The 12,765-nt window shown below is 37.8% G+C and carries 10 protein-coding genes; 8 read left to right on the top strand and 2 right to left on the bottom strand.

What is annotated here, in order from left to right:
- Positions 1 to 38 precede the first annotated feature (38 nt).
- From ACODR7_RS16010 to ACODR7_RS15990, 5 genes are all read left to right on the top strand, one after another.
- Complete coding sequence (locus tag ACODR7_RS16010; protein ID WP_488840553.1) at positions 39 to 491, top strand: SRPBCC family protein; 453 nt, start codon at positions 39 to 41, stop codon at positions 489 to 491.
- Positions 492 to 881: 390 nt separating this feature from the next.
- Positions 882 to 1,133 (top strand): hypothetical protein, encoded by a 252-nt coding sequence (locus ACODR7_RS16005; RefSeq protein WP_139326012.1) that lies wholly within the window; start codon positions 882 to 884, stop codon positions 1,131 to 1,133.
- A gap of 60 nt (positions 1,134 to 1,193) precedes the next feature.
- On the top strand, positions 1,194 to 2,282 hold the full coding sequence (locus ACODR7_RS16000; RefSeq protein ID WP_488840551.1) for an efflux RND transporter periplasmic adaptor subunit: 1,089 nt from the start codon (positions 1,194 to 1,196) through the stop codon (positions 2,280 to 2,282).
- Positions 2,283 to 2,310: 28 nt separating this feature from the next.
- Positions 2,311 to 5,433: an efflux RND transporter permease subunit gene (locus ACODR7_RS15995; protein WP_488840549.1), complete on the top strand. Its 3,123-nt coding sequence runs from the start codon at positions 2,311 to 2,313 to the stop codon at positions 5,431 to 5,433.
- On the top strand, positions 5,414 to 6,865 hold the full coding sequence (locus ACODR7_RS15990; protein WP_488840547.1) for a TolC family protein: 1,452 nt from the start codon (positions 5,414 to 5,416) through the stop codon (positions 6,863 to 6,865). The genes ACODR7_RS15995 and ACODR7_RS15990 overlap by 20 nt, the downstream gene beginning before the upstream one ends.
- Before the next feature lie 249 nt (positions 6,866 to 7,114).
- Here the strand turns inward: ACODR7_RS15990 and ACODR7_RS15985 are convergent, their stop codons facing one another.
- On the bottom strand, positions 7,115 to 7,537 hold the full coding sequence (locus tag ACODR7_RS15985) for a cold shock domain-containing protein (protein ID WP_076596824.1): 423 nt from the start codon (positions 7,535 to 7,537) through the stop codon (positions 7,115 to 7,117).
- Positions 7,538 to 8,224: 687 nt separating this feature from the next.
- Here ACODR7_RS15985 and ACODR7_RS15980 point away from each other — a divergent pair.
- Positions 8,225 to 8,980 carry an SDR family oxidoreductase gene (locus ACODR7_RS15980; protein ID WP_076597636.1) on the top strand — a complete coding sequence of 252 codons (756 nt, stop codon included), beginning with the start codon at positions 8,225 to 8,227 and terminating at the stop codon, positions 8,978 to 8,980.
- Positions 8,981 to 9,061: 81 nt separating this feature from the next.
- On the opposite strand, the gene lgt is transcribed toward ACODR7_RS15980, so the two are convergent.
- Positions 9,062 to 9,898, bottom strand: coding sequence for a prolipoprotein diacylglyceryl transferase (lgt, locus tag ACODR7_RS15975; RefSeq protein WP_488840584.1), 837 nt, complete (start codon positions 9,896 to 9,898; stop codon positions 9,062 to 9,064).
- A 332-nt stretch (positions 9,899 to 10,230) separates the two neighbouring features.
- Between lgt and ACODR7_RS15970 the strand changes: the two genes are divergently transcribed.
- Both ACODR7_RS15970 and ACODR7_RS15965 read left to right on the top strand, forming a co-directional pair.
- Positions 10,231 to 11,550, top strand: coding sequence for an aspartate kinase (locus tag ACODR7_RS15970; protein ID WP_488840544.1), 1,320 nt, complete (start codon positions 10,231 to 10,233; stop codon positions 11,548 to 11,550).
- Between the two features lie 348 nt (positions 11,551 to 11,898).
- Positions 11,899 to 12,594, top strand: a complete 696-nt coding sequence (locus ACODR7_RS15965; protein WP_488840543.1) for a VIT1/CCC1 transporter family protein — start codon at positions 11,899 to 11,901, stop codon at positions 12,592 to 12,594.
- Positions 12,595 to 12,765: the final 171 nt, after the last annotated feature.

Raw genomic sequence — 12,765 nt, 5'->3', positions numbered from 1 at the left:
CTTTGTTTCATAGTATTTAGGTTAATTGATTCCGTTTTATGAAACATACCCTTTTCCGTGAACAACAGCTCAATTGTGATATAGAAACCGCCTGGAAATTCTTTTCCTCAGCCAATAATCTTTCAGAAATTACCCCGAAAGATATGGGGTTCATTGTATTGACGGAAATGGAAGATGATGAAATCTATGAAGGAATGATCATTGATTATTATGTTTCTCCGCTATTCGGTATTAAAATGAAATGGCAGACCGAGATCACCCATGTTGATTACCAGAAAAGCTTTATTGATTTTCAGAAAAAAGGTCCGTACAAACTCTGGAACCACCATCATGAATTTATTCCCAATGAAGAAGGTGTTCTGATGAGAGACACCATAGATTATGAACTTCCCATGGGATTTTTAGGAGAAATTGCCCATCGCCTTTTCGTCAGAAAGAAACTGGAACATATCTTTGATTACCGCTTCAGAATATTGAGTAAACTGTTCTAGATATTCAATAGAAACAGGTTATTATCCTGATCATAGCCGAAGGGAGTCCGTTTAAAAACGATACCCCAAATTTCATTGACTTTAGCCTAAACTTTTAACGATTCCAATTAGATTCCTACGGAATAACAGACTGCATGAATAGACTTCGCGTTCTATTTGTCATTCCGTAGGAATCCCAATACGAATAAATAAGATTATTCATCCATTGTTTAAGTTTTTTTAACAGTTCAATGGCCGGATTTTCCGTTAAAAATCCCTAATTTTGCACAACTATCGTTTTTACTGAAAAACTAAAGTATTCTGATTGACATGGCAGGTCTGAGGTCATTTTTCTTATTTTATATCCTACTGGTTTTTTCCCTTTTCAATTCGAATTGGGCGGAAAAATCATTGAGAAATATCCCTCAAGTTCCTCCTGTTACCAATATTCACGTTCTGGATGTTTACGAAGAGGCAGATATGAATACGCATGCATTGCCTGCTGCTGCTAAAATTGTAAAACATTCAGTTAAAAAAAACGATCCTGGTATTGCAGATTTTTCAGGAATATTAAAAGGTATTCCAAAAATTACGCTTCCTGAGATCGCAATTTCTATTATTTGTGGCGTTAAATCTTTTCTCCATCTCCTCCAGCTGTACTAGGTTTAAGTTTTTGAAAACCAAATCATTTTAACGGAAATCTTATAACTTAAACATTTAAAAATGTATTGTAAAAACGTAATAATTTGCATTCTTGCAACATTATTCGCTGTGTCATGCAGTAAAGACAGGGAAAAAAACAATCAGAAAAATAAAGAAGTTCCCGTACTGGAAATCAAAGAGAAAGATACATTGGTGAGCAACCAGTTTGTCACTGATATTCAGGCTAAAAAGAATGTTGAAATGCGTTCCAGAATCGGAGGTATTATACAGCATATCTATGTAAATGAGGGGCAGTTTGTCCATCAGGGGCAGGCTTTATTTAAAATCAATGATGCCGAACTTCAGATGGAACTGCTGAAAGCCAATGCAGCATTAAAACAGACTGAAGCAGATGTTCGTATTGCAGAAGTAGAACTGAAACAGATTCAGAGTCTTCATGCCAAAAAATTTGTGGCCAACAATGAGCTGGAAATGGTGAAAGCCAAATTATCCTCTGCCAAAGCAAAACATGCATTTGCCGATGCAGAAAAGAGAACCGTTCTTCAGAAAATAAGCTTTACAAGAATTACAGCACCTTTTGATGGAGTGATTGATGTAATTCCCCATAAAGACGGAAGCTTGGTGGAAAACGGTACTTTGCTAACCACACTCTCTCAATTGAATGAAGTGTATGCCTACTTTTCCATTCCTGAAAACTTATATTTTGAGCTTATAGCCAACGATAAGATCGGAAATCATCAAAAGATCGAACTGACACTGCCAAACGGAGTGAATTACCAGTTCAACGGAGCTTTGAAAACCGCTGAAGGAGAAATCGACAGAACCACAGGTTCCATACGTTATAAAGTGCTTTTCCCGAATCCGGACCGTTTGATTAAACATGGTACTTCAGGGAAGCTTATCATTTCCGAACAACAAAATAATGCGATCCTTATTCCGCAAAAATCAACCTTCTCCATTCAGGATAAGACCTATGTTTTTGTTGTGGATAAACAGAATAAAGTGAAAATGACCAATATTAAGATCGGAACTACCCTGAGAGATTCTTATATGGTGGAAAGCGGTCTTAAAAAAGGAGATTTAATCATTTATGAAGGAACTCAGTCTTTGAAAGATGGTGATATTATCAAAATCAAAAAGAAGTATTAACCTTTCATAATCTTTAAATCAATTGACTATGGTAGAAATGTTTATAAGACGAAAGGTTCTTTCGTTGGTTATTTCCATATTATTTGTATTACTGGGAATTATGGCGTTACTGAAAATGCCGATCACCCAGTTTCCCGATATTGTACCGCCTTCAGTAACCGTTACGGCAAAATATACAGGAGCGAACGCCGAAGTGTCTGCCAATGCGGTAGCGCTGCCTCTGGAGCGTGCGATCAACGGAGTACCCGGGATGACGTATATGTCTACGGTAACCTCCAATGATGGTCTTACTCTTATTCAGGTGTTCTTTGAAGTAGGAACAGATCCTGATGTAGCAGCGGTAAACGTTCAGAACAGAGTAACAACTATTCTTGATGAGCTTCCTGAAGAGGTAATCAGAGCCGGGGTAACTACTGAAAAAGAGGTGAACAGTATGCTGATGTACCTTAATATCACCAGTGCAGATCCGAGCCAGGATGAACAGTTCATCTATAACTTTACGGATATTAACGTCCTTCAGGAGCTGAAACGTATTGATGGAGTAGGGCGTGCTGAGATTATGGGACAGAAAGAATACTCGATGAGAGTATGGCTTGATCCTCAGAAAATGGCAGCGTACAATATTTCTGCAGATGAGGTAATCACTTCCCTGCAAAAACAGAATATTTCTGCAGCACCAGGAAAAGTAGGTGAAACATCCGGTAAAACCTCCAGCCAGCTTCAGTATGTGATTAAATATAAAGGAAAGTTTTTTGAGCCTAAACAATATGAAGAAGTTCCCATCCGGTCTGATGTGGATGGAACCATTTTAAAGCTTAAAGATATTGCTAAAGTGGAATTCGGAGCGATGAACTACGGAATGGTTTCCAAAACAGACGGAAGACCTTCTGCGTCGATCATGATGAAGCAGCGTCCCGGTTCCAACGCATCTGAAGTGATTGAAAGTGTAAAGGCAAAAATGGAAGAATTGAAAGTCACCTCTTTCCCTCCCGGAATGGAGTATAACATGGCTTATGATGTTTCCAGATTCCTTGATGCTTCCATCAGTGCGGTATTAACAACCCTTATTGAAGCCTTTATTCTGGTAGGAATCGTAGTCTTTATCTTCCTTCAGGACTGGCGTTCCACATTGATTCCTGTGCTGGCTGTACCCGTAGCATTGGTAGGAACTTTTGCATTCATGAATATGCTGGATTTCTCTGTCAACCTTTTAACATTGTTCGCATTGGTTCTGGCCATCGGAATTGTGGTGGATAACGCCATTGTCGTCGTTGAAGCGGTTCACGTTAAAATGGAAGAAGGAATGAATGCGATGGATGCCACCATCAGTGCCACCAAAGAAATTGCAGGAGCGGTAGTAGCGATTACAATCGTAATGTCTGCCGTATTTATTCCTGTGGCATTCCTGGATGGTCCGGTGGGAGTATTTTACCGTCAGTTTTCATTAACATTGGCCATCAGTATTGTGATTTCTGGTGTCAATGCCTTGACGCTTACTCCGGCACTTTGTGCGATTATTTTAAAACCTCATGATCACAATAAAAAGAAAACCATTATCGACAGAACTTTCCAGAGTTTCAATACAGGATTTGAAAGACTGACCAATGGTTATGTGGGCATTTTATCAAAATTTGCCACAAGAACTACAGTAACTTTCGGGCTGTTGTTTCTATTTGTGGGACTTACTTTTGTGACCAGTAAATTCCTGCCAACCGGATTTATTCCAATGGAAGATCAGGGAATGGTGTATGTAAGTGTTACCACTCCGCAGGGTGCAACAGTAGAAAGAACAGAAAAAGTATTGGATGAAGTAACGGTTATTGCGAAGAAAATTAAAGGAGTAGAAAACGTAACCACACTGGCAGGATACAGTATCGTCACAGAAATCGCAGGTTCATCTTACGGTATGGCGATGATTAACCTTAAAGACTGGAAAGAAAGAAATATTTCAGTGAATGATCTTATTGCAGAGCTTTCAGACAAAACGAAAAGCATTGCAGATGCACAGATTGAAATCTTTGCGCCACCAACGGTTCCCGGCTTTGGTAATACCAGTGGTTTTGAATTGCGTTTGCTGGACAGAACCGGAGGAACGATTGAAAATACAGATAAAATTACGAAGGATTTTGTTAAAAAATTAAACGAAGCTCCCGAACTGCAGAACAGTTTTACCAGTTTCGATGCTACTTTCCCGCAATATATGATCAATGTGGATTATGATATGGCAGCGAAGAAAGGCGTATCAGTAGACAACGCAATGTCGACATTACAAACGATGCTGGGATCTTATTATGCAACGAATTTTATCCGTTTCAGTCAGATGTACAAAGTCATGGTGCAGGCAAGTCCGGAACATAGAGATACGCCTGAAAGTATTTTGAATTTGTATCTAAAAAATGACAAAGGCGAAATGGTTCCTTTCTCAACCTTCATCACCATCGAAAAAGTATACGGTCCTGAAGTACTCACCAGGTACAATATGTATATATCCGCTATGATCAACGGAGAGCCTGCTGATGGTTATAGTTCAGGAGATGCCATTGCAGCGGTAGAACGTGTGGCCAAAGAATCTTTGCCGAGAGGATTCGATATTGAATGGTCCGGAATGACAAGAGAAGAAATTTTATCAGGAAACCAGACCGTTTATATCTTTGCGATCTGCCTTTTATTCGTGTATCTTTTATTAGCAGCACAATATGAAAGTTTCCTTCTTCCCATGCCGGTATTATTGAGTCTTCCGACAGGAATCTTCGGTTCTTATATCGCTTTGGTAATAATGGGATTGGATAATAATATCTATGCACAGGTAGCTTTGGTCATGCTGATCGGATTGCTGGCTAAGAATGCCATTCTGATTGTAGAATTTGCCGTGGCAAGAAATAAACAGGGATTTGATATCATTCCGGCAGCTATTGAAGGAGCAAGGCAGCGTCTGAGACCGATTCTGATGACTTCTTTTGCATTCGTAGCCGGACTTATTCCTCTATGCATTGCATCAGGAGCCGGAGCAATCGGTAACCGTTCCATTGGTACAGCGGCAGCAGGAGGAATGCTGATAGGAACTATCTTCGGACTGGTGGTGATTCCGGGACTGTATATATTCTTTGCAAAACTTGAAAATAAGAAGAAAGATGAAAAGATTAAATCATAGAAATATATTGTATGGAATAGCATCACTGAGCCTGGTTTCCTGTGCTGTTCCCAAGGTAACGGAACTGAAAAAAGCTCAGGAATTGCCAGAAGAAGTCATTAAATCCGACAAAAGTAAATCTCCGGATGAATTCCGGCAGATCAACCTGAAAGCTTATTTTACAGATCCAAACCTGCTTGAACTTTTCGATAAAGTAGTTCAGGCTAATCCTGATTTTCAGATTGCTCAGCAAAGAGTAGAGATAGCCAACAGTTTCCTTCAAAGGTCAAAAATGGATTTGCTGCCTTCACTTGAAGTGGGAGCAGAGGTTTCCGGCAATCATTATGGAAAATATACAATGGAAGGAGTGGGGAACTATGATACCAATCTTTCACCCAATATAACGGAAAACCAGAAAATCAACAGAGATTTTACTCCCAATTACTGGCTGGGCGCAAGAAGCAGCTGGGAAATTGATGCATGGGGAAAACTGAAAAATAAGAAGATTGCGGCTCAAAAGAAATATCTTGCTTCCACGGAAGGATTAAGATTATTACAGGTGGAGCTTTTCACGGATATTGCCAACCTGTATTACCAGTTGGTTGCTTTAGATAACCGTCTTGCCATTTATCAGAAGAACTATAAACTTCAGCAAAGAGCCTTTGAAATTGTTCTGGCTCAGCGTGAAGTGGGAAAAGCTACGGAATTGGCAGTTCAGCAGTTCAAAGCTCAGAATAACAACTGGCTGGCAGAGATTGAACACATAAGAGTGGAAATCGTGACAGTAGAACAGGCAATCACAACATTAACAGGAAGCTACGGCGGAGAGGTGAAGCGTGGTACAATACTGATGCCTACCAATATGGAAGTCTTGAATAAAACCATTAATGTAGAAAATGTGATCCATTCCAGACCGGATGTGGCTGCCAATTATTATGTGTTGGAAGCTTCTCAGGCTGATGCGAAAGCTGCAAGAGCTGCTTTTTACCCCAAAATTGATTTAGGTGCCGGTTTTGGACTGAATTCTTTCTCTGTAGAAACTTTTTTTAAACCAAGTTCACTGGCCGGGCAATTGTTGGGAGGATTAATGGTTCCTGTTTTCAATAAAGGACAGTTGAAATATGAATTCAAAGTAGCAAGTAAAGAGCAGGAAATTGCCTTTTTAAACTATCAGAAAAGCATTACAACTGCTTTTAATGAACTTCAGTCGATTCTGAAACAGACCAGGATCTACGAACGTGTTTTGAAATTGAAATCGGAAGAAGTTGGGTTTCTTGACCGTGGTGTAGAGGTCTCCAATGATCTTTATCTTACGGGATATGCTAATTATTTTGAGCTGATCAATTCCCAGAAAAGCAAATTGACTGCTGAACTTGATCTATTGCAGTTTCAGCACCAGAATACCAGAAATAACGTCCTGCTGTTTAAAGCATTGGGAGGGAAACTGGATTAATTTTTACTTTTTTTACGATGAGGGAGCTGTCTTTTAGGCAGCTTCTTTTGTGTTTTTAATCAAATTCTACGGATTCCCGTAATGATCATTAAAATAATTCCAGGATATTGCGATAGAATCTAACTTTTTACAAATTGAGTTAACTTTTTTTATATGTCCCTAAAAAAAGAGACTGTCCGAAGGGCAGTCTCTTTGTGTATGGTTTAAAATGAATCTGTTTTTAGGGCAGAAACACTTTATAAGTACATATTATTTAACAAGCTGAATTTCAACAGCGGAAAATCCTTTAGGAGATTTCTCTTTTTCGAAAGATACTTTGTTTCCTTTTTTCACCGGCTCTGTACAGTTGTTATTGTGGAAGAAGATGTTTTCTTTGGAATTATCTTCCGTAATGAAACCATATCCTTTTTCACTCAGGAAAGTAACAATTCCTGTTTTTCTTGGATCTTCTTCAATGATAGGTGCTGCACCCAGCTGAATATCATCAAGGTTTACTTCCTGTCTTTGTTCAGGGGGAGTAGAAGTTAATCTTCCGAATTCGTCTACATACATGAAGACATCCTCCGCTCCTTTGTTGTTGTTCGTTTTACGTTCTTCGCGTCTTAGCGCCTTTTCTTTTTGCTTTTGAATTTTTTTCTTGAAATTTTCCTTTTTAGAAAAAGAATCTGCCATAAATTATTTTTAGTATTTAGTTTCTATAAATTATTGAGTTCAATCTGGTCTGTTTTTAGACCCTATAAAGCCTGGCTATGTTTTCTGTCCTGGATAATCCCAATCATACAGAGCTTTAAAATTCCGACAAGTATTGTTCTTAATAGAAGAATAAAAGTTAAAAAGATGGCTGCTCAAAAGGCAAAGACTGAATAAAAAATATTCGGGTCGTTACAGAAAACAAAGTAGAGACTTGGTTTATAATGTACAAATATACAACAATAAAATGAATAATCAGGTTTTAAATGATTGATTATCAGAAAAGGTTTTAAGTGACACCTTATATTCGGCAGGAATGATATAAAGGAAGTTGTGATAATTGTATAAAAAAATCCTCAGAAGCCTGAGGATTATAAAAAAATATATTAAAAATGAAGTGGTGGTGCGTAATACGGGAGGAAGGTATCAAATGTTATGCCTAAAATCGACGCGAGTTTGTGAATTATCCAAAAGTGTTTAACTGAAAAGGCATGTATCAAAGCGTATCTGGTTGGTAAATAACATTCTATTAGAAACTATTGTTTACATATAATAATAAATACTTTTCCTTTGGTTTAAAAATAATTAATAGAAATTTCCGAAAATTTCACCATGTTGAGACAGTTTTTATTATTGATCTTTGTCTCATTAACATTTAAATATAAAAACATGTCAACACAAAATGTACAGGGAAAAGTTGTTTTAATTGCCGGAGGAGGTAAAAATTTAGGCGGATTATTAAGCAGAGATTTTGCATCAAAAGGGGCAAAACTGGCAATCCACTACAACAGCGAAAGTTCAAGAGCAGAAAGCGAAAAAACACTCGCTGAAGTGCAGGCTTTAGGAGCTGAAGCATTTTTATTTCAGGGAGATCTTACTAAAGTAGATCATATCACGAAGTTTTTTGATGAGACCATTTCCCGTTTCGGAGGAATTGATATTGCGATCAATACTGTAGGAATGGTACTTAAAAAGCCATTTTCAGAAACTACGGAAGCTGAATATGATACGATGTTCAATGTCAATTCCAAGTCGGCTTACTTCTTTCTTCAGGAAGCGGGGAAAAAACTAAATGATCACGGAAAGATTTGTACCATTGTTACTTCATTGCTGGCAGCTTACACCGGATTGTATTCCACCTACGCAGGAGCAAAAGCACCGGTAGAGCATTTTACAAGAGCGGCTTCCAAAGAATTCGGAGCAAGAGGTATCTCCGTAACGGCAGTGGCACCCGGCCCAATGGATACTCCTTTCTTCTACGGACAGGAAACGGATGATGCAGTGGCTTATCATAAATCAGCATCCGCATTGGGTGGACTTACTGATATTAAAGATATTGCACCTCTGGTAGAATTCCTGGTAACAGAAGGATGGTGGATCACCGGACAAACCATCTTTGCCAACGGTGGATATACAACGAGATAATATATTGTAAAATCCAGGCAAAAAAAAGCTCACTGAAAAACAGGATTCAGTGAGTTTTTTATGGTAAAAGAAATAAGAAAATTAAGGGGTTTTAATCTTTCCTTTCTCCCATATACTTCTGATAATAAAGAATAATCCGAGAAGAACAAATGGAATACTCAAAAGCTGGCCCATATTCAGGCTCATCCCGTGCTCGAATTCTACCTGATCTACTTTGATAAACTCAATCAGGATTCTCATGATGAAGATCAACAGAATACTGATTCCAAAATAAAACCCTTTTCCGATTTTAAAGATATTCTTCCTGTAAATAAAGTATACAGCAATAAAAATGATAAAATAAGAGATAGCCTCATAAAGTTGAGCAGGATGTCTGGGAAGATCATCCACCTGACGGAAAATAAAAGCCCATGGAACATCGGTAGGAGTTCCTATAATCTCGGAATTCATAAGATTGGCAAGCCTGATAAAAGTACCTCCCAACGGAAGTACAATAGCTATTGCATCCAAAACGGTCATGAACGGGATAGAATATTTTCTCGCGTAGATGAGAAGCATAATAACCAGTCCTATGCCACCGCCATGGCTGGCAAGACCTGCAAATCCTGTGAAATGGTAGAACCCATCCGGTCCTTTCTGAATAGGGAGAAATATCTCTACCGGATGCTGGGAATAATAATCAAAATCATAAAAAAGACAATGTCCCAATCTCGCACCCACTAAAATTCCTATCAGTGCATAAGAGAATAACGCTTCGTGGGCTTGTGAACTAAGCCCTTCTTTTTTATAAATTCTTTTTAAAATATTTAATGATAAAACAAGTCCTGCAAGGAAAAGCAATCCGTAATATTTTATGGGAAGTCCTAAAATATTGACGATTTCGGGATTGACATCCCAGTTGATATATAATAAATTCATTGCTGCAAAGATAAGAAAATAGGATTTTCCCGAAAATATGAACCTGTTCAGGATTTCTATGGTCTGACTCATAAATCGTTAGCTACAATACTGGTTGTGTTGGGTGTACATCCAAAAGAAAGAATTTTTTTAGACTGAGATTAATAAAAATGTGTATATTTGCCCAGCAAAAAAAGAAAGTGATTTTATCTAACCTTAAAAAAGCAAAGAAACAGAACTTACGTCGAACGTCGTGAGTCATTTTCCTTTGGTTAGAAACTAAAACATATCAGGAGCTTGTCATCACGACAAGCTCTTTTTTTTTGGAAAATATTTAACAATTTAAATCTATTATGAAAGTATTAAAATTTGGAGGAACTTCAGTAGGAAGTCCGGGGAGAATTGAGCAGTTATTACCTATCATCAGATCTCAGGCAGCAGATCAACATCTTGTTGTTTTATCAGCTGTTTCAGGAACTACAAATGACCTGGTAAAATTATCAGAGCTGTATGAGAAAAAAGATATTGAAGCTGCTTACAAACACATTGATGAAATGTATGATAAGTATAAAAACTTTGTTAATGAACTGTTTAAAACTGAAGAAGGTATTGCAGAAGCATTACTGTTCATTGATAAAATTTTTGATCTGTTTTATCAATTTAAAAATAAAAACTTTACCTCCAGTGCAGAACGGATTATTCTGGCTCAGGGAGAAATTATTTCAACAACGCTTTTCCATTTCCATTTAAAGGAAATTGAAATTCCTTCAGTGCTATTATCAGCACTTGATTTCATGCTGATTGATGAAGATAAAGAACCCAATATTGATTATATCAGAGAGCACGCAGGGCGTAAAATTTCAGAATACCCTGAAGAAAGCTTATTTATCACTCAGGGGTATATATGCAGAAATGCCGAAGGTGAAATTGATAATTTACAAAGAGGAGGCTCAGATTATACGGCATCATTATTAGGAGCAGCATTACAGGTTGAAGAAATCCAGATCTGGACAGATATTGACGGATTCCATAACAATGATCCCAGATTTGTTCAGAATACAAAATCTATTGCCAGACTCAGTTTTGATGAAGCTGCCGAATTATCCTATTTTGGAGCTAAAATTCTTCATCCGCAAAGTGTTTTCCCGGCAAGAAAATATAATGTTCCCGTAAGATTACTGGATACGATGAATTTGAGTGCGTCCGGGACATTGATCTCCGGAGAAAGTACAAATCAAAATCAGATTGTAGCCATTGCCGCAAAAGATAATATTACGGCAATTCGTATTCAGTCTTCACGAATGTTGATGGCTTACGGATTTTTAAGAAAGGTTTTCGAAGTTTTTGAGCGCTACAAGACACCTATTGATATGATTACTACTTCTGAAGTAGCTGTTTCACTTACTATAGATCAAACTGATTATCTTTCTGAAATTGTGAAAGAGCTGGAATCCTTTTCAGCAGTTGAAATTGATCATGAACAGTCTATCATTTGTATTGTGGGAGATTTCAGAAAAAACAATAATGGGTATGCCACTATTGTTTCTGAAGCGGTAAAACATATTCCGATAAGAATGATTTCTTATGGAGGAAGTGAGAATAATATTTCACTACTGGTTTCATCTGCTTATAAGATAGAAGCCCTGAGATCCCTTCATAATAGATTGTTTTAAAAATAATTACCATCCCCAATAAAAATGTTGGAAAGAAATAATATTGTTAAAAATGAAAACTGCAACATCTTCCTTTAATTAATATATATTGATGGAGATTGATGTTGAATACCGGTCATATAGAGCAGTCTGTATGACCGGGTTTTTGATGGAATGCTTTATACAACAGATTTTTCATGAAATAATATTCTTTGTTTCCTGGGTTTTTAAATTGAAAATAACCTCAAAAATGAACTTTTAGCTGTCTGATAAAAATAGAAGACCTTTACTGATAATGAAATGAAGTTAATTTAAAATGATTCTTGATGAAACATTTGGTAACTTTATGCTGCTACCAAAACAAAAATTATGCATCATCCGCTGGAGAAACATTATGTAAACAGAGTAGGCTGGCTTCGGGCGGCTGTATTAGGGGCAAATGACGGGTTGTTGTCCACCACAAGTATTGTTATTGGGGTTGCTGCAGCAGCACCGGAACGGCATGTGATTATTCTTGCAGCACTGGCAGGAATGATTGCCGGAGCAATGTCTATGGCTGCCGGGGAATATGTCTCCGTAAGCTCACAGGAAGATACTGAAAGGGCAGATTTGATTCGTGAGCAGCGCGAGCTGGAAGAAATGCCCGAAATAGAACTTAGAGAATTGGCTAAAGTGTATGAAAGAAGAGGTTGTACCAAAGAAACTGCAATGCAGGTAGCTATTGAACTTACAGAACATGATGCACTTGGAGCGCATGCCCGTGACGAACTGGGAATAAATGAAATCACACAGGCGAAACCTTTGCAGGCAGCGCTCGCCTCATTCAGTTCATTTGCAGTAGGAGCTTTATTGCCGTTTACCATTTCTCTTTTGGCTCCTCTTAAACAAATGGTATACTTCCAGTATGGTTTTTCAATTATTTTTTTAATGCTTTTGGGAGCCGTTTCTGCCAGAGCCGGAGGTTCCAATATCAAAATTGCCGTGTTGAGAATCTGTTTCTGGGGAACTGTCGCAATGGGAATTACAGCATTGGTTGGACATGTTTTCGGGGTCAATGTTGCCTGAAAATTTTAATCTAAAGAATTCTTCGGGACTCTGATCCGGGGTAGTATATTTGCATTACAAGCAACGTTGTAATTTAGTAAATAACTGTAAATCAGATATGAAGATCTATTTTAGTTTTATATCATATTCGATGCTTAGAAATACTGCATCTTTATAAAACAATATCTACAA

This window comes from Chryseobacterium sp. FG46 (assembly GCF_057809135.1).
Note: the sequence above shows the minus strand (reverse complement) of the source record. Positions and strands in the feature narration are given on the sequence as shown.